The 21,503-nt window shown below is 37.4% G+C and carries 15 protein-coding genes and 2 pseudogenes; 13 read left to right on the top strand and 4 right to left on the bottom strand.

Features of this window, described 5'->3' with window-relative positions; genetic code table 11:
• Window positions 1-70 precede the first annotated feature (70 nt).
• The 3 genes and pseudogenes from QE450_RS08315 to QE450_RS08305 form a co-directional block, all read left to right on the top strand.
• Window positions 71-622 carry a TetR/AcrR family transcriptional regulator gene (locus QE450_RS08315; protein WP_301262323.1) on the top strand — a complete coding sequence of 184 codons (552 nt, stop codon included), beginning with the start codon at window positions 71-73 and terminating at the stop codon, window positions 620-622.
• Between the two features lie 593 nt (window positions 623-1,215).
• Entirely contained in the window at window positions 1,216-1,377 is a 162-nt protein-coding gene (locus QE450_RS08310) for a hypothetical protein (protein ID WP_274169957.1), read from the top strand.
• A 15-nt stretch (window positions 1,378-1,392) separates the two neighbouring features.
• Window positions 1,393-1,524: pseudogene (locus QE450_RS08305) on the top strand (MarR family transcriptional regulator); the annotation flags it as partial.
• A 278-nt stretch (window positions 1,525-1,802) separates the two neighbouring features.
• Here the strand turns inward: QE450_RS08305 and QE450_RS08300 are convergent.
• Window positions 1,803-1,967: pseudogene (locus tag QE450_RS08300) on the bottom strand (transposase); the annotation flags it as partial.
• Between the two features lie 94 nt (window positions 1,968-2,061).
• On the opposite strand from QE450_RS08300, the gene QE450_RS08295 reads away from it, so the two are divergent.
• The 7 genes from QE450_RS08295 (at window position 2,062) to QE450_RS08265 (ending at window position 10,661) form a co-directional block, all read left to right on the top strand.
• The gene (locus QE450_RS08295) at window positions 2,062-3,393 is read left to right on the top strand and encodes an NtaA/DmoA family FMN-dependent monooxygenase (protein WP_307298443.1); all 1,332 of its coding nucleotides are present in this window, start codon (window positions 2,062-2,064) and stop codon (window positions 3,391-3,393) included.
• 523 nt (window positions 3,394-3,916) lie between these two features.
• A complete protein-coding gene (locus QE450_RS08290; RefSeq protein WP_274169960.1) occupies window positions 3,917-5,446 on the top strand; it encodes a glycoside hydrolase family 43 protein in 1,530 nt (509 codons plus the stop codon).
• A gap of 105 nt (window positions 5,447-5,551) precedes the next feature.
• Window positions 5,552-6,265, top strand: coding sequence for a beta-glucanase (gene bglS / locus QE450_RS08285; protein ID WP_307298438.1), 714 nt, complete (start codon window positions 5,552-5,554; stop codon window positions 6,263-6,265).
• 446 nt (window positions 6,266-6,711) lie between these two features.
• The gene (locus QE450_RS08280) at window positions 6,712-8,013 is read left to right on the top strand and encodes an NCS2 family permease (RefSeq protein ID WP_274169961.1); all 1,302 of its coding nucleotides are present in this window, start codon (window positions 6,712-6,714) and stop codon (window positions 8,011-8,013) included.
• A gap of 292 nt (window positions 8,014-8,305) precedes the next feature.
• Window positions 8,306-9,661 carry a glucoamylase family protein gene (locus tag QE450_RS08275; RefSeq protein ID WP_307298436.1) on the top strand — a complete coding sequence of 452 codons (1,356 nt, stop codon included), beginning with the start codon at window positions 8,306-8,308 and terminating at the stop codon, window positions 9,659-9,661.
• Between the two features lie 132 nt (window positions 9,662-9,793).
• Entirely contained in the window at window positions 9,794-10,261 is a 468-nt protein-coding gene (locus QE450_RS08270) for a coagulation factor 5/8 type-like protein (protein ID WP_307298434.1), read from the top strand.
• Window positions 10,262-10,295: 34 nt separating this feature from the next.
• Window positions 10,296-10,661, top strand: coding sequence for an SH3 domain-containing protein (locus QE450_RS08265; protein ID WP_307298431.1), 366 nt, complete (start codon window positions 10,296-10,298; stop codon window positions 10,659-10,661).
• 157 nt (window positions 10,662-10,818) lie between these two features.
• Here the strand turns inward: QE450_RS08265 and QE450_RS08260 are convergent, their stop codons facing one another.
• Both QE450_RS08260 and QE450_RS08255 read right to left on the bottom strand, forming a co-directional pair.
• Window positions 10,819-11,436 (bottom strand): TetR/AcrR family transcriptional regulator, encoded by a 618-nt coding sequence (locus QE450_RS08260; RefSeq protein ID WP_301262305.1) that lies wholly within the window; start codon window positions 11,434-11,436, stop codon window positions 10,819-10,821.
• 140 nt (window positions 11,437-11,576) lie between these two features.
• Window positions 11,577-12,335 carry an SDR family oxidoreductase gene (locus QE450_RS08255; protein WP_307298428.1) on the bottom strand — a complete coding sequence of 253 codons (759 nt, stop codon included), beginning with the start codon at window positions 12,333-12,335 and terminating at the stop codon, window positions 11,577-11,579.
• A 503-nt stretch (window positions 12,336-12,838) separates the two neighbouring features.
• On the opposite strand from QE450_RS08255, the gene QE450_RS08250 reads away from it, so the two are divergent.
• On the top strand, window positions 12,839-17,602 hold the full coding sequence (locus QE450_RS08250; RefSeq protein ID WP_307298426.1) for an S-layer homology domain-containing protein: 4,764 nt from the start codon (window positions 12,839-12,841) through the stop codon (window positions 17,600-17,602).
• Window positions 17,603-17,996: 394 nt separating this feature from the next.
• Here the strand turns inward: QE450_RS08250 and QE450_RS08245 are convergent, their stop codons facing one another.
• Complete coding sequence (locus QE450_RS08245; RefSeq protein WP_307298424.1) at window positions 17,997-18,656, bottom strand: helix-turn-helix transcriptional regulator; 660 nt, start codon at window positions 18,654-18,656, stop codon at window positions 17,997-17,999.
• A gap of 321 nt (window positions 18,657-18,977) precedes the next feature.
• Here QE450_RS08245 and murB point away from each other — a divergent pair, with 321 nt between their 5' ends.
• Window positions 18,978-19,868, top strand: a complete 891-nt coding sequence (gene murB / locus QE450_RS08240) for a UDP-N-acetylmuramate dehydrogenase (RefSeq protein ID WP_307298421.1) — start codon at window positions 18,978-18,980, stop codon at window positions 19,866-19,868.
• 266 nt (window positions 19,869-20,134) lie between these two features.
• Entirely contained in the window at window positions 20,135-21,475 is a 1,341-nt protein-coding gene (locus QE450_RS08235; RefSeq protein WP_307302636.1) for an MFS transporter, read from the top strand.
• Window positions 21,476-21,503 lie beyond the last annotated feature (28 nt).

Raw genomic sequence — 21,503 nt, 5'->3', positions numbered from 1 at the left:
ACTCTAGATGATGTTTATACGACAATTTTATAAATATTGTTGATAATAAATAAGGATGTGTAGAACCCACATGGTAAAAGTAGATCGAAGAGTGTTGAGAACTCAGGAAGCGATAAAAAAAGCATTTTTAGAATTAATGTCAGAAAAGAAATTTGAAAGTATTACGATTCAAGATATAGCTGATCGAGCGAATATCAATCGTGCGACAGTATATCTTCATTATCTGGATAAATTCGATCTGATCGATAAGATTATTGAGGAGCATATTTTAAATATGTCTGAGATCTGCGAGACAGAAGCTGAACTGGATTGGTTCGAATCTACGGTACTTTGTATAGAGTATTTGGAAGAAAATTATTTGTTCTTTTCGACTATGCTAGCTAGTGAAGGTGCTTCTTTTTTCCGTAATCAATTTGTTCAGCATAATATTAAAGAATTCAAAAAAGATATTGATATTACTAAAGGTAGAAATAAAGGCCAGAATGAAGAAGTTGTCGCTGAATTTGTAGCTAATGCATATGTAGGTGTCGTAGAGTGGTGGATCAAAAATGAGATGCCTTACACACCTAAAGAAATGGCAGAAAAATTAGGAGATTTATTAGAGCGAGTAGTAGAATCTTAGAAGCATAGTGTAAACCATATGATGAATACAGTAGCACCAAAAACAAAAACGACTACACATTGGAGTCGTTTTTTTGTTTTAGTTATTTTAGTTGTGACTAATGAATAACTTGATTTCGTTTGAGTAACCCCCATAATTGATTAGAAATCTCATCAGGCGATTGTGGCATCTGATTGACAATCCACCATTCAATCGTTCCTAACTTGTGAAAAAGATATGTAGGTAAAATTAAGTCGTGAGAAAAACCTTTTAGTTTAAATGAAATATGATAATTATGTATGAATTTTTAATTTTATACCATACAAAAAAGCAGGGTTAAAAGAACAAATCAGCTACGAGTTGTTCTTTCTTTGGATATGAAGCACTGTGACTAGCTTTCTGCTAAAAACAATTTTTCTAACTAATGGCCATCCCAAGCTTCAGGTCAAAAGGTTTCGATCCTGTGCGATGCTCACTTTTTCGGTTACTTTAGATCAATTGGAACGGTCAAACGGCAAATATTTATTAGCATGCTAAGGAATTCTGTTGACAGCTAAATTCTCTCATGATAAATTTAGTGTGCTAAATATATTTTGGGTAGTGGAGGTTCAGCAGTGAATAATCAAATTGATTGCGATATTCGTCAATTATTAGATAAAATCTCATCTCGAATGTATAGAGATTATAACGAAAGTTTGAGAGAACTTAATCTCTATGTAGGTCAAGATAATTTGTTTTTTCGCTTGTTTTCAGGGGATGGGATTACCCAGAAGTAACTATATGAACATTTAAAATGTGAGCCTCCTATGGTGACAAATATGGTTAAATCGTTGGAGCAAAATGGATTTGTACATCGTAAACGGGATGAACAAAATGCAAGATTAATGCGAATCTATCTTACAGAGGAAGAACGCTTATTTTAAAAGAATTGATGATTCGAATGGAGAAAAATTTATTTTGATTTTTCTTTAAATTAATATTTAGTCCGCTAATTTTTTTGTTTTCACAGAGAAATTTAGTGAGGAAATGTAACCGACAGTTTTTGGTGTATGACTTTTAAGAAAATACTTAGTGGGCTAAATAAAGATAGAGTTTCTTAAATTATTTCTTATACGAATTTTTAAATTTGTTTTCATGATAAGAGCGATACAAATGGTTTCAGGATATGGGGGAGAATTTAGCGCTTGGCGGATACCAGGTAGGGCAAATCCCGCCAAGCCGCTCCGGTGCGCGCGACCCAAAGTACCGCATTCAGTCGATGTCTACGATCTTTCGAAGGTCGTCCTCCTTGTGTTTTTCGGGCAGGTAGCAGAAAAGGCTTGATAGCGTTCCATTCTTCATCGGTTAAATCGTATCGTCGTCCCATGTCTTTAATTGACAGATTTGAGAGGGTTCTTGAAGTTTGTTTACAGGGCTTAGCAAGTAGATACCATATGAAAATAAATTAGGAGGATTTATTTATGTCTGAAAAAAAACAAATGTTGCTTGGTTTAGGATTTACAGGGGCATACGGTGCAAATGCTAAAGCTTGGAAAAGTGAAGGTGTCAATGTGACTACTTATCCAGATATTAATGCAGATATTCGATATGCTCAACTTGCTGAAAAAGGTAAATTTCAATTTCTATTTGTAGGTGATTTCCCTGGAGCAATACCCGATGATAACAGGGAGGTGCCAGCGATGACGCTTGAACCTATCATTACTGCCACTGCAATATTACAACAAACAAAACACATTGGTGTGGCGTCAACTGTACATACTCAGTGGAATAATCCTTTTACTTTAGCACGTCAATTTAAAGGGATAGATTTAATGAGTGGTGGACGTATTGCTTGGAATGCAGTTACGGGATCAAGTCCAAAGGTAGCAGAAAACTTTGGTGTAAAACTAATGGATAGTAGATCACGTTATGAAAGTCATTATGAGTTCGTAGAAACTGTACAGCACTTATGGGCAACATGGGGAAAAGATGCTCTAAAAGCTGATAAAGAAACCGGTATATTTGCGGATTATAGCCAAGTAAAACCTGTCCATATATCTGGTAAATATATACAGGCAATTGGAGCCTTGCCAATTCCACCTTCACCACAAGGACAACCGGTCATCTTTCACTCTGGTGGATCTCCAAATAGTATTGAATTTGCAGGACGCTATGCGAGTGCAATGATTGGTGAAGTATGGACGAGAGAACAAGGTATTGCTACAAGAAATGCACTACGCCAGGTTGCGATAGACGCGGGTCGAAATCCAGATGAGATTAAATTTATCGCAGGACTCATGCCGGTTGTTGCAAATTCTAAACGCGAAGCAATAGATCGTCACGCAAGTTTTATGGATGAAAATATAGTACAACAACGTGCATTTCATATCGGAATGGTACTAGGAATCAGCTTAACTCCTGAAGATTTAGAACGCCCGATCGCACCAGAACTTTTAGACAAAGTAAAAATCGGCGGTTACTCTGATCCTCGTGCCGAGAACGTTTTAAAAGTGGCACGTGAAGGTTGGACATTACGCGATATCATTTATCATTCTGTGATTGATTACCATCCTGCAACATTAGGTGATGCAAAAGAAACTGCAGATTACCTAACTGAAATGTTTGAAAGTGGCGCAGCAGACGGCTTTTGGATACTCCCAGATGCTTATGAAACCGACTTTAAACGTTTTGTAGAAGAAGTGGTTCCTATCTTACAGGAACGTGGTTTATTCCATGAAGATTATAATGGAGATACATTAAGAGAAAATCTTGGTGTGCCTTATCAATATGGTGTAGATAAACGATTATCTTAATAGAATTCATATAGAGCACAGGCTGATAATGGCCTTTGCTTCTTTGAGTGGATATTTTATCTGATTACAGTATTCAATATCATGAGCTTTATGTACATCAAAATGGAAAATGGCTCATTAAAGAGCGTAAAGAATACATGCTCATGGTCGAAGCTAGACCGCTACAAGCTTAAAAAAAAGAGCCGATGAATTCCTTCATTGGCTCTTTCTGTTGTTAATCTATCTGATCTATTGGCGATAGCGTTATTATTATATGTCAGAATGTTGTTATATTACAGAGGTCATGTTATGATAATTTCGAATAAAACATTATTTTCAATTAAATACATATTTATACTTTTGTGCCGGTATCACTGATGCCATAAGACGTTGGTAATTATTTTTTTAATGGATTATGTAAGCGTTAACATTTTGTGTTTTTGTATGATTATTTTTCTTGTAAGTACAAATCTGAGTCTATTCTCTATCTCTAAAATAATGGATAGCTCAGTTTTATACTATATAAAACTATGGAGGTACGCAGATGAGTAGAAAATGTTTGGCTTTGTTTCTTTCCTTCGCTTTATTGTTCAGTATTTTCTCTACAGTAAGTGTTGATGCTGCTAATCGACCATTAGCCAAGCTTCCGGGGAATTCGAATCCTTTGATGGATCACAAACTTGGAGCTGATCCGTATTCATTGGTTTATAACGGAAGAGTGTATATTTACATGTCTAGCGATACTTATGTGTATAACAGTGATGGATCAATCAAAGAAAATGATTTTAGCTCACTCGATCGTATTCAAGTGATCTCTTCAGCAGATATGGTGAATTGGACCGATCATGGAACAGTACCGGTTGCCGGAGCTAATAACAAAAACGGTGGAAAAGGAATCGCTAAATGGGCTGGCAATTCATGGGCTCCAGCAGTTGCGACTAAGAAAATAAATGGTAAAGATAAATTCTTTTTATATTTTGCTAATGGCGGAGCAGGAATCGGTGTCTTAACAGCTGATACTCCGATTGGACCTTGGACAGATCCACTAGGCAAAGCTTTGGTGACTCAAAGTACGCCGGGTATGGCAGGGGTCACATGGCTTTTCGATCCAGCTGTTCTTGTGAATGATGATGGTAACGGATATTTGTATAGCGGAGGCGGAATCCCTAATGAATCTAACCCTGCTTCTATTGCCAATCCGAAAACAGCCAGAGTGATCAAATTGGGAGCAGATATGATTAGTGTGAATGGAAGTGCGACTACTATTGATGCTCCTTATATGTTTGAAGATTCGGGTATTCATAAATACAACGGAAAATATTATTATTCCTACTGCATCAATTTTGCAGGTACACATCCTGCACAATATCCAGCAGGTGAGATCGGTTATATGGTAAGTGATAATCCGATGGGGCCTTTTACGTACAAAGGTCATTTCCTCAAAAATCCGTATAACTTCTTTGGTGTAGGTGGTAACAACCATCATGCTGTATTTAATTTTAAAAATGAATGGTATGTCGTGTACCATGCGCAAACGGTCAGTAAAGCTCAAATTGGCACAGGCAAAGGTTATCGTTCACCGCATATCAATAAGTTAGTTCATAACGGAGATGGCAGTATTGCTGAAGTACAAGCAAATATGACTGGAGTCTCTCAATTATCGAATATCAATCCTTATACAAGAGTAGAAGCAGAGACAATTGGATGGCAAGCTGGAATTGCTACAGAACCAACCCAAGCAAGCGGTGGTCCGATTAGCAATCTTAATGTAACAAATATTAACAATGGTGATTGGGTAGCTGTAGGTAGAGCGGATTTTGGTTCAAGTGGAGCCAAGTCGTTCAAAGCTAATGTAGCTGCTACTAGCGGTGGAAATATTGAAGTGCGACTGGATAGTGATACCGGTCCATTAGTAGGTACATTGAAAGTAACTTCGACTGGAGGGATGCAGAACTGGAAAGAAATGCAGACAACGATCAATAATGTAACTGGTGTTCATAATGTATATCTTGTATTTACAGGATCAGGCAATGCTAATCTGTTCAATCTAGATTACTGGCAGTTTGGTTCTTAATATGTAAGCAACATTGTAAGGATGGAATGACTAGGAAATGATCTGTAAAAGTGTAAACATCATTTTATAGTATTGCTTTTATCTCATATTCAGATGGAGGTATTTATGAAAAAGAAATCTTGGATCACATTAGTAACTACAGGTATTATCTCGCTGTTTGTATCAGTTAGTGCTTTTGCAGGAACTGTATTTTGGGAGCCATTAACGTATTTTAATGCAAGCACATGGCAAAAAGCAGATGGCTACTCTAATGGAGATATGTTCAATTGTACATGGCGTGCCAACAATGCTAATTTTACAAGTGATGGTAAGCTTAGATTGGGCCTAACCAGTTCAGCGACAAATAAATTTGACTGTGCAGAATACCGCTCAACCAACAAATATAAGTACGGTTTGTATGAAGTTAGTATGAAACCTGCCAAAAACACAGGTATTGTTTCTTCCTTCTTCACGTATACAGGACCTACAGATGGTACACCTTGGGATGAGATTGATATTGAATTTTTAGGTAAAGATACGACTAAAGTACAATTAAACTACTATACCAATGGTGTAGGAAATCATGAGAAGGTTATTAACCTGGGCTTTGATGCTTCGCAAGGTTTCCATACGTATGCTTTCGATTGGCAGCCTAATTCAATCAAATGGTATGTCGATGGCGTGCTCAAACATACAGCAACTACTAATATTCCAACCAATGCAGGTAAAATTATGATGAATATCTGGAATGGCAAAGGAGTAGACGATTGGTTAGGTTCTTATAATGGAGCCAATCCATTGTATGCAGAATATGATTGGGTAAGATATACAAGTAATTAATAATATTCTTACAACTAATACTAACGATAATAAAACAAAAGACAGCCTAAAAGGGCTGTCTTTTTACTTCTTTGCACTATACAGATTTCTGTAGTCACATATGATCGAAATATTCTAGCGGCAAAAGGGATACGATAAAATAAAGCAATAATTAATGAATAAAATGCTTGAAATAAAAACGAATAAAAATCCGAAAAATAAATAGATAGTTCGTAAATAAAGACATAAAGAACAATATTTCATTGACAATATACGTTATATTCATTAAAATTCGAAATGGACGTCAGATTTAAAGCGAATAATAACTATTATTGCCTTGATTTTATTCATAAGCCTATGTGTTAAATCCTTATGACTATTATAGGAGTACAACTCATATCATCCTATAAAAGAATTAGGATTTTTTAGCGTTTATGAATAGATACGGAGTGGAGGATGGCTTTACCATGGATAACTGGTTCAAACTCAAAGAAAGAGGCACCACCGTTTCAACAGAAATTATTGCAGGCTTAACTACATTTTTTACGATGGTCTATATCGTTATCGTAAATCCGGGAATACTTAGTAGTACGGGTATGGATTTTAATGGGGTATTTATTGCTACGATTCTAGCAAGTATTGTAGCAACTCTGATTATGGGATTATGGTCTAATTATCCGATTGTGTTAGCACCGGGTATGGGTCTGAATGCATTTTTTGCTTATAGTGTTGTCGGTGGATATGGTGTAACCTGGCAAGTTGCTTTAGGCGCAGTATTTATCGCAGGGATTTTGTTTATTATTTTATCGGTGACTTCATTCCGTTATATGTTGCTGGATGCAATTCCGGCAAGTTTGAAGCATGCGATTACCGCAGGGATCGGGCTTTTTATTACCACAGTGGGTTTACAGAACTCTGGTATTATTATTGCTTCCGAATCCAATCTAATTACGATTGGTAATTTGACAGAGCCAATGACGTATCTAACGATTATTGGATTACTGATCACTGTCGTTCTGATGGCTTATAATGTAAAAGGGTACCTGTTTATAGGTATGGTCGTTACCGCTATTCTTGCTTGGATTTTAGGATTGTTCCAATTGCCTGCATCGATTATGGCTATGCCGCAAGGGCTTTCTACAACCGCTTTCCAACTCGATCTAGCAGGAGTATTCTCAAATGGTCTATATACGATCATATTCACATTCTTATTAATTACTTTATTTGATACTACAGGAACCATGCTTGGTGTTGCTGAACAAGCAGGACTACTTAACAAAGATGGCAAATTCCCGCGGTCTCGTGGTGCGCTACTAGCAGATGCAGTAGGAACGACAACAGGTTCTTTACTTGGAACGAGTCCAACTTCGGCTTATATCGAGTCTAGCACAGGTGTTGCTGCTGGCGGTCGTACAGGGCTAACGGCGATTACAGTCAGTGTTCTACTCGCACTTACGTTATTCTTTGCACCTATTGTCAGTGTATTATCCGGTATTTCAGCGATCACTTCACCGGCATTGATTATTGTGGGTTACTTTATGATCAGCGTAATTAACAAAATTGACTGGAAAGATCTCGAAGTAGCATTTCCAGCTTTCTTAATTATTATTTTAATGCCATTAACACACAGTATTGCAACAGGGATTGGTTTTGGTTTTATTTTCTATCCGTTGCTCAAGCTTCTTCGTGGTAAAGGTAAAGAAGTTCATCCGATTTTCTATATTTTTGCAGTATTATTCTTGATTCAGCTTGTATTTCTGGATCACTAACATATCGATTCTGATTAAGAAGAGGGCGGTCTATTATAGATCGTTCTCTTTTTGGTATTTGCAGATATATGATTAGCGTACATCAAAGTAATGCCAAGTATATAAATCAAATAAAACCGCTATAGCCATCAATAATATAGTAAAAAAGAAACGTTTCGCATCGCAAGCAGAAAAGGTAGTCTGATTCTATCCTTTTAGTAAGCGTTATCAATTAATGGTTTACTGTGATGAAACATTCATGTTATTATAAATGGCGAAACGTTTCAAATTTTATTTGGAAGGAGAAAAGTAAATGAACAAAGTAAAAGTATTGAGTCTATTTGTAGCTTTTTGCCTGTTAACGGGTTTAACTTTCACTCCTATGGTTTCAGCTTCACCATCTTCAAGTAAAAAGGCTGCATTCAACACTGAATTGAAAGCGGTTGCAAAGAAAACATATGCATACTTTACAGACTATACAGATACGGTGACTGGCTTAACATACGACGAAGTTAGAACGACTGAAAAAGGAACAGAAGAAGCAAAACGGACATCACCTACTAATATCTCTATGTATATGATGAGTACTGTTTCTGCCCAGAAATTAGGTATTATTAGCAAAAAAGAAGCAGTAACACGACTGCAAACAACACTAAATTCTCTTGAAAAGATGGATAAATGGAACGGGTTATTTTACAACTGGTACAATACCGAAGACGGATCACTGAAAAAAGACTGGGGGCAATTTATTTCTCAAGTAGATAATGGCTGGATGTCAGCAGGTCTGATTGTAGTAGGTCAGGCATACCAAGAACTTCATGAGCAGACGAGCCAACTGGTTAACGCTATGAACTATACAACATTATACGATCCCGAAGTGGGTCAATTCCATGGTGGATATGATGTAGCTAAAGGAGAACTGACAGAACATCATTATGGTTCTTTTTATACAGAGCCACGTGTAGCAAGTTATATTGCGATCGGCAAAGGCGATGTTCCCAAAGAGCATTGGTGGAAAATGTACCGCACAATGCCAGCGGAATTCGATTGGCAATCTCAAGTTCCTCAAGGCAAAACAGTCAAGTACGATGGAGTAAAGTTATTTGAAGGAAGCTATGTATATAAAAATAAAAAATTCGTCCCAAGCTGGGGCGGTAGCATGTTCGAGGCACTGATGCCAGGCATGGTCATCAAAGAAAAAGAACTAGGTACCCGAGCACTTGGACTCAATAATAAACGCCATGTTCAATTACAAATTCAATATGCCAAAGATAAAGGATATGCTGCATGGGGATTCTCACCTGCTGCAACACCAACAGGATATAGTGAATTTGCAGCTACACCGCTTGGAATATCAGGATACAAAGACAGTACAACTGTAACGGCTCATGCAACATTTCTAGCCTTAGAATATGCACCTGAAGCCGCACAAAAGAACATCAAAGCACTTCAAAAATTAAAGATGGCTGGAAAGTACGGTTTTTATGACTCTGTGAATGTAAAGACAGGTGAGCTTGCCAAAGCGTATCTTGCTCTTGATCAAGGAATGATCATGATATCTATCGCTAACTATCTACAAGATGGAGTCATTCGCGATTATTTCCACAGTGATCCTATTGGGAAGAAACCAGAAAGCTTGCTGAAGAAAGAAGTCTTTTCTATTCAATAAAACTACACAGAGGATTACAATAAGATATTCTTAAAAGTCGCTAAATAGCGGCTTTTTTTATGGCTTCTAACTATGATAATATAGTGGATGTAATACCAATACATAAACACGGGGTCAACCCAGGTGGATACAATGAGTTTAGAACATGAATTTTTTCTAATTAACAACGATTTTGATATGGAAAATGTGTATGAATGGTACAGATCTAATCGTTATACATGGACACAAAAAGCAAGTATATCTGATGATATGATTTTGTATCTAATGGATTTTTTGAACTGGATACCTACTTATGATCCTGCAACACAACAAAGTACCAGAGGATTAACGTATTATGGCTTAACTATTATATCTACAACAGAGTCTGGAAAGTTAAAACAGCTTTTAGAAAAATGGCTTAATTTTATAGAAGAAGCACCAGACATATTTAGTTTGAGAGGTGAGACCGTTTGGAAAGAAACAGAGCACGAAGAAGGCTACTGGGAAAGTACTAGAAATCGAGTTCTCCGCAAGACTGTGCAAAACGAATTACAATTATTAATAAATCTAGCTATTGAAGCTTATAGCAATAATAAGTCTATTCTTCACTTTGGCATTTAAATATTTTGCAATGATATGTATGGAGGTACTGAGAATGAAGCGATATCAAGTGGTTCACTCTCATTTTTCAAATTATCCAGATCCTATTGTATTGGCTAAAGGCGATACTGTCTTATATGGAAGAGAAGATACCGAATTTCCGAATTGGATTTTTTGTGAAGATGTTCATTCTCAAAAGCATGGTTGGGTTCCCAAGCAAATATTAAGCTCGCCTGATGCAAATCAAATTTCTACCGTTTTAACAGATTATTCTGCTTATGAATTAACCGTAAATCCCGGTATGATCGTAGAGCAAGAATATGAGTTGAATGAATGGAGTTTGGTACATACGACAGACGGGGAAAAGGGTTGGGTTCCTAATAAAGTATTGATGTTAGTAGACTATTCCAAACCAAAATAAAAGCTAGATACCTGAGACAGTCTATCATTTGATAGGCTGTTTTTATGTTGTAAAAACGCATATATATGGTATAAATCAACACGAATAATAAGTAATTAGAATGCAAAAGACGAATACAAGAGCTCTCATCTTATGAGATTACTTGTATTCGTCTACTTTAGCTATCGTACTTATTGATGATCATATAAGCAGCTTCATCTGATATTTGAAAAGCCTGTTCTCGAGAGATACTGAAATCGAGTAGTAGCATTTTAGGCCATAGCACTTGTCCTGCAATTGTACTCATAAATTCGTTAGCCGCTTTTGACGCATCAGGCAAACTAATATTACCCAGCTCAACTTCATCGAGTAAATATTGCGTCAACTTCTGATGCACAGCACCTTCGCCCAGTTCATAATGAAAAAGACTGAGTTCGGGGAACTGCTTGGCCTCTGCAATAACAACTCGAAACAAAGGAGCCATTCCATCACGAGTCAGTACGCATGCATAGTCTCGTCCGAATTTTATTAATCCTTGCAAAGGAGAGCCAAGTACTGGTGGAAGATCCCATTCAGGATCAAGCTCCCAAAAATGCTTGACGATCGTTTCGAAGATCAATTCCTTTGTTGGAAAATGATTAAATAATGTTCCGGTAGAGAGACCAGCACCTTTTGCGATCTGAGATAATGTGGTACGTGCATATCCTTTTTCAAAAAAAAGTTCTTGCGCTGCAGCAATAACACATGCTCTTTTTTCTTCTTTTATACGTTCATGGTAAGTTGATTTTATGCCCATATGTCCACTCCAAAGTTGGATTTAAGTCCTATCGGAGGGGTAAAACCCTCTTGTATACTATACAACAATTGAAAGTATTCTAAAAGAAAAAACTGCTTAAGTGCCCATGAAGGGCTCTAAGCAGCATTAATTTTAACTTTTTAAAGAATCGTTTGAGCGCCATCCAGAATCAAGTCAACCCCAATAGTAAAGCGTGACTCATCTGAAGCTAGATAAACGACAGCTTTCGCGATTTCTTCAGCTGTACCTAAGCGTCCAGCTGGAATACCATCACGAATACCGTCCATAACAATGTCACGAACTTCTTCAGTAATACCCAGTTTATTTTTATCATAAAGTGGTGTATCAATTGGTCCCGGGCTCACTGTATTGAAACGAATCCCATGAGACGACAATAAGTCAGAGTTCCATGCTTTGGTTAGAGTAGAAATAGCACCTTTGGTAGCTGCATAAGCGTTAGAATTTGTATACCCTGCATGAGAACTGCTTGATCCCATAAGTACAACAGAGGATGGATTCGCCATTACAGGAACTAATGCTTGCATTAAGAAAAATGGAGCTTTTACATTGATAGAGAACAAGCGATCAAAGTTAGTTTCATCGATTTGATCAAATGGACGCCAGTGGGATACACCTGCGTTTAAGAAAGCAATATCTAGCTTGCCAAAATGTTGTCCAACACGTTCAGCCAATTGACGTTGAGCTTTAAGGTCTCGAGAATCTGCTTGAAGCACAAGGACTTGATCTCCAAGTTCCTTTTGCGTTTTTTCTACATTTTCCGGAGTTACGCCGGTAACAATCAAACTAGCACCTTCTGCTAAAAATTGCTTAGCTGTTTCCAAACCAATTCCGCTAGTGCCACCTGTAATAAGTGCTTTTTTACCATTAAGTCTACTCATGTTCAAACCTCCATTGCAAATTACTTACATGGATAAATATAAGGTAAGCTTAATACAAAGTCAAGTAACTCAACTTTATATTTTTTTGGTATTGATAAGAAGTTTATTAAAAGAGTAGGAATAATAAATAAAAAGATTGTTAATATGGATTATAGAAAGAGTGATATACACTGATCGCAGATATCAATATAATCTATGTTCATAAGCGGTATTGAAGAAATTTATCAACGTATTAAGCGTAATAAAAAGAGTAGGATAATTGTCTGCTACTCAACGTTTTCTTAATCATACAAAATGTATAAAAAAGTTGCTTGAGTAAACTATTTTATAAAATGAATAATATCAAGTTAACTTATCTATATATTTGCGAATTCTCTTTGCTTTTTCTTCAAAATGCAGTTATGATATACTCAATTAAATGAAATTACGAGGAAGCACCTCGCTTGTAGATACTCTGTATCTGCGGCGAGGTGCTTTTTTTGTTTTATAAAGGAGCATATATTATGAAAAATTCTAAAAAAATTATTGATCAGCAAGCGATACCAACTATTTATAATGAATTCCATCGCTTAGTATTTAATCGTAAACTACTTCAAACTTCGTTAAGTATTCTTATTTTAACATCTGTATTCGGGCCAATCCCAAGTGTTCATGCTGCAAACGTGACAGCCGATATCACATCTGCAAAAGCCAGCACTAACTTGGTTTCATTAAATTTTTCTGTAATTATGCCAGATAGTGAGGTGCTGTATAAAACTAACTTTGAATCCAACCAATTTTCTACCTATTACGGTGGTAGCGGTAACCAGGGGAATCAATCCTATGTCTCTACAGATAAAGGTACTTCATTACAAATTGCAGATACGATCACTAACCGTAAAGGTAATGCATATGGATATCCTAGTACATCTAGCGATACAAGCTTAGCTCGAACTTCTATAGCAAGTCTGCAACAAGGAGCACGACTTCAAGCTCAATATGATATGCGTTCTTTATCTGGATCAACCAATCAAAGCGCTGTTCAATTTAGTGATATTCGTGGTAAAAAAGGGCTCCAATTAACAGATGATAGTGGAAGGATTGTCCGCTTTAGAAATACCACCTCTATTGTTCCGGGCAAGCCAGCAAATACGCCTCAAATCATTCCTGTATATGTGGATGGAGGGACTCCCAATTGGCCTGATGGAAAATTTCTAACGATACTTAGTTCTGCCAATACCGATTGGCACTGGGCAGTTGCTTATTATAAATATCAAGCTGCAACTCAGTCACTAGTGCTAGACTCTTCGAATTCTTCGTTCTGGTATACAACGATAGGAGCATCAGGTATGACTAGTAATGGAGAATATACATTTCAGCCGGGAGACTCGCTCGTTACTTTTCCGTATGGAGATTTTGGTACTGGGATGGCTGATATAGGGTATCATCCAGATTGGACAACTTACAGTCGCAGCCTTGATATTCCGGCAGATACGACACAGTTTGACCTCGGTAAATACGGAGCAAATCTTAGCTTCACTTCATCTACCAACGGTATTATGCAGTTGGATGAGTTCAAAATCGGTTATGCACAAAAAGCAATTATTTACCGAAATGGTCAACAAATCTATGCTGGTTACGATTCAAATTATAACGATAATGCTGCTGTAGATATGGAGAAACCTAACAAAGTTGAAAGTCTGAACTACACATTTGCTCCTTCACATAAAAATGTCGTTCTAACATGGGCAGCTCCAATAGATAATGGATCAGACTATACATACACTATTCAAGGTCAATTAAGAGATGGCTCGTTAGGTTCAGTTCAAGATCCTACTCAAGTGAAAGTCATTTCTGGCATCGCAGGATACATTGTAACTCCGGATAATAATCCTAATACAGTAATCACATCTGGATATATAACTACTTCTGATACTCGTATGACGATAAATCCTAATGCCACTGCTCCATTTATTCATGTAGCAGCAGTTGATGGAAATGGTAATATCGGCCCAACACAAACGATCACTTTACAAGATAATAGCCAACCAGAATTGAATCTATCGCTTGCATCCAATGAATTAAATCGTTATGGAAATACGATTTATGTATCTGCTAATGATCCGGACACTTGGATTACAAAGACAACACTTCCTAATGGCCATAGTGTAGCAACAGGAGTCACTACATATGATGTGACAGAGAATGGAGATTATACATTTACTACGTATGACTGGATAGGTAATTCCTCTTCGAAAACAATCACAGTTGCGAATATTGACAAAGAAGGGCCGACAATTTCATTTACACCAGATGGCTCCGATTGGCAAGCTAATCAGGTGGATGTAGATATTCTGACTGCTGATCGATCATTACAATCTGTTCGTTATATTGTAAATCAACAGAGTACTCGTCCAGACGTCAATGCACAGTGGATCGAAGGTAACGAGAACTTTTCTCTTACATTACCATCTGAAAAACAGGGAATCTGGTATATTCATGTGCTTGCACTAGATTCAGCAGGCAATGAGTCATATGGACGCTCCAAAGAAATCAAAATTAAAGCTTTACCAGAAAAACTTGTCCATGATGATATTCAGTTAAGTTCTTCATCATCAGGCAGTATTCAAGGGATATTACCGTCTAGAAAAGATGAATCTTATGAAGTGATTAACCAGCAAACAGGAAATATATTAAATATACCTGCTGGTAGCAACTCATTTGTAGATACCGATCTAACGCCAGGCACTAAATATACTTACGTCATCACACCTATTAATGTATCAGGTAGAGGAGAATCTATAAGCTACAGTTATACAACAATTCCTGCTGTTACTAGAGTAGAAGGAGTCTATGCACTATCTGAGACTTCTATGCGTGTACAGCTAGAATCTGTTCCATCTGCTACACATTATTTATATGAACTTGCTGATCAAAATGGAGTAATCATTTCAAACGGAAGTATGAATACAAGTCATATATTCGAACAACTTGCTCCTAACCATAGCTATACATTGAGTATTCATGCCGTCAATGCATCCGGTCAAAGTCTGGAGAGTCGCTATACATTTTTGACAATACCTTCACTTGCTGGTCTACATATAACAGGAGTTGGAACTAATTTTGCACAACTATCATGGGACAGCGTAACAGGAGATGTTTATTATGATGTCAAACGCAATGATGAGCATATCGTGACTGTTACCAAAGAAACGTATACAACAGTTACAGATAATACTTATAACGAATACAATGTAGCTTATCCTAGTTCAAATGTTCTTTTTGCTGATCATAATCTTATGTCAGGGACTCATTATAATTATGCTATTGCTGTAACCAATGCATCTGGACAAAGTAATTTTAAAAATATCTCATTATCGACATTACCTGTTGCCACAGAGTTGATAAAGAAAAATGTAACTACTGACTCTGCGTCTTATGTCTGGAGAGATGTACGAGGAGCTACAGGTTATGATATCTATCTGGACGGTATCAAAACAGCAACAACAGAGCATCCAGATTATGAGTTTACTCGACTGAATGCAGGTAGTGTACATGTAGTTTCTGTTGTTCCTTTTAACGATTTTGGTACAGGGGAAGCTGCGGATACGACGTTTATCACTTTGCCTGAATCTATTCATCAAGATTTGCGCATAGAAGATATTGCATATACTTCAGCACAACTAAAGTTTAGCCCTGTAAAGGGAGCTTCTAGCTATATAGCGACCATCAACGGAAAAGAATATATCAGTTCAACTTCAACGATTGATTTAAACGGTCTAACCGCTGGTGAGATATATTCGGTACATGTGTATGCTGTCAATGAAAGTGGAAAGTCTGCTGTACAATCTCTTCAATTTCAGACTATACCGCTTGCTCCTAAATCGGGACACGTACACTCCAATACAAATGTTGATTTTCAATTAGCATTTTCACCTTCTGAAGGTGCTCTGTATTATCGTATTTATGATACACATGGGAAATTGATCCAAACAACCAGTGAATTACATGTAAACTTGTCTAGCCCGGGTGCTGGCATTTTATCTTCTTTTGGTATTGCGGCTGTAGGCAAAAATGGCGAAAGCCCTGAGCGCTTATGGATACAATATCAAGGAGCACCTATTCCATCTCAAGCCGATGTGCTCAATATTTTAGATCTACAGTCTGATTCTGCTACGATCGGGTGGGAGTCTTTTAAAGGGGCAACGTCTTATCTTGTGTACGATGGTAATCAACTGATTCACACTACCGAAGACAATCAGGTACGTATAGATCATTTATCAAGTAGTACAACATATAATGATTTTGGAATTCGTGCAGTGAATTCATCTGGAATTATGGGAGACTTATATAAGTTATCATTTGAAACGAATCCTTTTTCAGAGTTCCAGCTCGATACAACAGATATCACTACATCTTCGGCAACTGTACATGCGCTAAATGGAAGTGATTTAGATCTATTTGTTTTTGAAGATGATAAAAATGAGCTTCAGCGATCATCATCGTCAACACTTGAACTTAACAATTTGTCAGATGCACATCGGTATACCATAAAGGTATGGACTGAAAATTCATCTGGGATTAGATCAGAAGTGCAAAGTATAACGTTTAAAACAAAAGACAAACCAGTAGGAAATGTGCCTTCGACGATTTTGAACCCGGCAGTGACGATAGACCAGCATAATCCTGATAAAATAGAAGATGATCATAATACATTATCTGTGCACCCAATTACTAACGATAATGATATAGCTAATCGATTTATTGATGTGAAGTCAAGGTATTCAGAGAGTGCTATCAATGATCTAGCTGACCGCGGCATTGTAAATGGTGATCAATCAGGTAAGTTCAACCCTACAGCAGGTATTACAAGAGCAGAATTTGTAAGTATGTTACTTCGCGCCAGAAATGAACAGCTTGAAGTTACAACTGCTTCTCTGCCAACATCCAATACATTTAGTGATATAAGCGAAAAATGGTATACCGCAAATATAGTGAAAGCAACTGAGATGAACTACATTTCAGGTTATCCAGACGGAACTTTTAAACCGGATCGAATCATAACAAGAGCAGAAGCGGCTACAATTCTGCAAAGTGTTATAAAGCAACAAGGAAATGCTGTATATCAGTTTACTGATAACACAAAGATCCCTTCATGGGCAAAAACAGCGATCAATACATTAGGCGGAGAACTCTTTATTGGTTATGAGAATGGTCAATTCAAGCCTAAGCAGAAGATTACCAAAGAAGAAACAGCTGTGGTGATTTATAGATTATTGAACAAATGAAAAAAAGGTGCTGCACATGACGTGTAGCACCTTTTTTTATACTCGATTACTTTTAAAAACAAAGCTTTTCAAAGATGAATAATGCTACTGATGTTCCTGATCTTCACATTAGTTGGATCTAAATAAGAAGAATTTAACGAAGTTTACGCAAGGAGAAGGGATCTACAAAGAACAAATGTATTTCTTCCTCGGGAAACTGGGACTTCCTATACATATTTTTATTAAAAAACAAGAAACCAAATATTACAGATACATGCGTTCAACAATCATTTTTTATGGAGTATAAGAAAAAGGAACAGGCTGATAGCAAGAGCAGAAAAGACGTAGGACGAGTATGTAAAGAAAAGATATGCAGTAATAAAAAGAGCAATCTCCAATGAGATTGCTCTTTTCGTTATGGCTTATGTTGTCTAACGGTGTATATGCAGTTTCTTCCTCCTGCTAAAATGTACTCACTGCGTTCAATATGAACATTATTTCCTAGAACCGTTTGAAATAAATGTAACTCATTTTTGCACAATCCGGTACATACAGCAGCAGCTTCGCAGATTGGACAATGCTTCTCAATAAGTAGAAGACTGCCATCATCCTGCATCTTCACCTCGGCCATATAACCTTCGATTGTTCGAATCTCGGCAAGCTTTTCCAGTTTTTCTCGAATGTCTGATGTATCACCAAGATGCTGAAGATATTGTTCTTGCATCTTTTTATTTCGAATATCTAGTAGCTTATCCAGCCCTTCATTACCAAACGCTTCTTTCATCGAATGAATCAAGCTGACAGATAAGTCTGAATAGCCATTTGGAAAAAAACGATTAGCTGCTGGAGTTAATACCCATAGCTTAGTGGGTCGACCCATAGGACGAGCTTCTTCCACATTAGTAACTAACCCTTCTTCTTTGAGCGCATTCAAATGTTGACGAATCGCCATTCCTGACAACGAAAAGTGAGAGGAGAGTGTTACAACATCCATTCCTCCTTGCTCTTTTAACAGATGAATGATCCCTCTTCGAGTACTTTTGGAGACATCCTTTTTAAATTGATCCCGGCTCATAGTACATCTCCTTTTAAAACAACTTAATCTATATCGCTATCTACATTTTAAACAAAAATGTTGACAAAGTCAAAATTGAACTGTAGTTTAGACTTTATAAACAAAAATGTTTACTAAGTATCCGGATACGAGGTATACATACTCATGTTTTAAAGTCACATTTGATATGGTCTGGTCATCACCGTATTTTCAGTCTAGTTATTTTTCATTATCTATTTTGCATTATTTGTAGGGATCGTTTTGACAGTAATAGCCTTTGGATTCGCAGGGTTTATCTGTAACACCTATATTATCTCTGTGCCAACTCAAGGAGAGAATAGCATGAATCTATTTGAGAATCACATACCTTTGGAAAAAGTAAAACAAAATGAGCCTTTAAAAGATCACACGTATATACAGTTAGGTGGTAAAGCAGACATCCTTATTCATCCCACCACGAAAGACGAAATTAAAAGTATCGTTGAAATTGCAAAAAAACAGCAATTGCCTGTGGCTGTTATCGGCAAAGGTTCAAATGTCATCATTAAAGACAGCGGCATAAGAGGGATCACTATTTCTTTGAGCCATTTCGATCAGATTCAGGTGAGCGGGAATAACATGGTTGCGCAAAGTGGAGCCAATATTATGGATGTCTCTAGCATGGCGTTAGATCATAGCTTAACAGGGCTGGAATTTGCATGTGGTATACCGGGTAGCACGGGAGGAGCTCTCTATATGAACGCTGGTGCTTATGGTGGTCAGATGGCTGAAGTTGTTGAGCGTGCGAGTGTTATTACCAAAGATGGAGAAGTGCTGGATATACCCCGAGCAGATATGAAGCTTGGTTATCGGGACAGTATATTTAGAACAAATGACTATATCATACTTGAGGTCGAGCTGAAGCTTGCACAAGGAAATCAAGATGTCATCTATAGTATCATGCAGGATTTGACGTTCAAACGACAATCTAAACAACCGCTAGAATATCCTTCATGTGGTAGTGTTTTTAAACGTCCAGAAGGACATTTTGTAGGAAAATTGATTCAGGATTGTAACTTGCAAGGCACGCGTATTGGAGGAGCGGAAATCTCTCTGAAGCATGCAGGTTTTATTATTAATGCAGATCATGCAACCGCTGACGATTATTTGGAGTTAATCCAGTTGATCAAACAAAAAGTATATGAGGCATTTAAGATTGATTTGGAGACAGAAGTGATTATTTTAGGAGAGTAACTTCTATCCCATACTTTTAGGTATCGACTACTTTCAAGTTACTTATGGTAGTTTTTATGAGTAGTGGAAAGATCATTTGCATCTTTACTATTTATTAAATATTAGTTATTAAACATTTCACTTTACAAAGTAGAAAGAGTATTATATATTCAGACCTTAAAAAAGGTTAATTTTACCAAAAATATTTTATGAGGGAGGTGTAGAAAACAATTAACAATCAGACTGGAATTTTTGATAAGCAGCACAGAGCGTTGACGATTGGTATTATGCTAGTTCTAACAACTGTTGCTTTTGAGGGACTGGCTATTACGACAATAGCAGCGAAAATGGCACAAGACTTGCAAGGTATTCATTTATACGGATGGATTTTCAGCGCATTCTTATTATCTCAACTGATTGGAACTCTTGTTATGGGTCAGCAGGTTGATAAGCGTGGCGTTTTTACATCTATGCTTGTGTCGTTTAGTATTTTTGTGCTCGGAACTGTAGTTGCCGCTGTTTCTTTTGATATGCATATGCTTATTGTAGCAAGAGCACTTCAAGGTTTTGGGGCAGGAGCTTTGATCACATGTGTATATACTTGTGTAACTTTGCATTATTCAGATGCTCTTCGTACTCAAATTTTGGCGGCGTTCTCTATGGCATTTGTGTTACCTTCTTTAATTGGCCCTTACCTGGCAGGTCTTATGGCCTCGTATATATCATGGCGATTTGTTTTCTGGATTGTGTTACCTCTGATTGCATTAGCATTGAGTCTTACATTCCGCTCTTTCCGTGATCTACAGCTTCGGCAAGTACGGACAGGTATAGCGCTCAAAGCTGATTCCAAGACTCTGCATGCGATTCTACTTGCTATTGGAACAGGGTTGTTGCTTACAGGACTTGGGATGATAACCGATTGGAAAGGAATAGTACTTACTTTGGTTGGCTTTTTGATCATGATCCCACAAATGAAAAAACTTCTTCCTAAAGGAACTTTTGCAGTGAAAAAAGGATTACCTGCTACATTGGTGTCCAGAGGGTTATATGTAGCTTGTTATTTTACAACAGAGAGTTTTGTAATCTTGGCATTAACTGAAGTAAAAGGGTTATCAGCAGATCTTGCTGGCCTTATTGTAGCAGCAGGTTCTTTAAGCTGGTCTGCCGCAGCGTGGTTGCAAGCCAAGCTTGATGTACGAGATCAAGGTCATGGAAGAAAGCGTAGAGTGATGAGCGGTATTGGAATTATGATCGCCGGTACTGTACTTGTCATCCTAGCCCTTATGTTATCCAATGGTGGAATTATACTCATTCTGCTCTCACAAATGATTACTGGCTTCGGTGTTGGATTGGCTAATCCTACAACTGCTGCTATTGCTTTACAACATGCAGCACCTAGACAAGAAGGAGAAATGTCTGCAAATCTGCAATTCGTCGATTCTTTCTATATGGGAGTAAGCATCGGAGTTGGTGGCGCTTTAATCGCTTTGTCAGAAACGTTACAGTGGGGCATATCTACAGGCGTGATGATAGTATTAATCCTGCAATTACTATGGGTGTTATTAAGTTTTTTAGCATCTTTACGCATCACCGAGCCTGTTCCTCAAGAACATGATCCGACTGTTTAGTCACAAGATAATATTCTTTTGTAACGTA

The sequence above is a fragment of the Paenibacillus sp. SORGH_AS_0306 genome (genome assembly GCF_030819345.1).
Classification (GTDB): Bacteria; Bacillota; Bacilli; order Paenibacillales; family Paenibacillaceae; genus Saccharibacillus; species Saccharibacillus kyungheensis.
This window is presented reverse-complemented; position numbering and strand designations above follow the sequence as displayed.

Coding starts and splice junctions, on each gene's coding strand:
- QE450_RS08245 (WP_307298424.1), bottom strand. CDS start 18,656: ATGAGCCGGGATCAATTTAAAAAGGATGTCTCCAAAAGTACTCGAAGA.
- QE450_RS08260 (WP_301262305.1), bottom strand. CDS start 11,436: ATGGGCATAAAATCAACTTACCATGAACGTATAAAAGAAGAAAAAAGA.
- QE450_RS08280 (WP_274169961.1), top strand. CDS start 6,712: ATGGATAACTGGTTCAAACTCAAAGAAAGAGGCACCACCGTTTCAACA.
- QE450_RS08270 (WP_307298434.1), top strand. CDS start 9,794: ATGAGTTTAGAACATGAATTTTTTCTAATTAACAACGATTTTGATATG.
- QE450_RS08315 (WP_301262323.1), top strand. CDS start 71: ATGGTAAAAGTAGATCGAAGAGTGTTGAGAACTCAGGAAGCGATAAAA.
- QE450_RS08295 (WP_307298443.1), top strand. CDS start 2,062: ATGTCTGAAAAAAAACAAATGTTGCTTGGTTTAGGATTTACAGGGGCA.
- QE450_RS08235 (WP_307302636.1), top strand. CDS start 20,135: ATGCTAGTTCTAACAACTGTTGCTTTTGAGGGACTGGCTATTACGACA.
- murB (WP_307298421.1), top strand. CDS start 18,978: ATGAATCTATTTGAGAATCACATACCTTTGGAAAAAGTAAAACAAAAT.
- QE450_RS08255 (WP_307298428.1), bottom strand. CDS start 12,335: ATGAGTAGACTTAATGGTAAAAAAGCACTTATTACAGGTGGCACTAGC.
- QE450_RS08250 (WP_307298426.1), top strand. CDS start 12,839: ATGAAAAATTCTAAAAAAATTATTGATCAGCAAGCGATACCAACTATT.
- bglS (WP_307298438.1), top strand. CDS start 5,552: ATGAAAAAGAAATCTTGGATCACATTAGTAACTACAGGTATTATCTCG.
- QE450_RS08275 (WP_307298436.1), top strand. CDS start 8,306: ATGAACAAAGTAAAAGTATTGAGTCTATTTGTAGCTTTTTGCCTGTTA.
- QE450_RS08290 (WP_274169960.1), top strand. CDS start 3,917: ATGAGTAGAAAATGTTTGGCTTTGTTTCTTTCCTTCGCTTTATTGTTC.
- QE450_RS08265 (WP_307298431.1), top strand. CDS start 10,296: ATGAAGCGATATCAAGTGGTTCACTCTCATTTTTCAAATTATCCAGAT.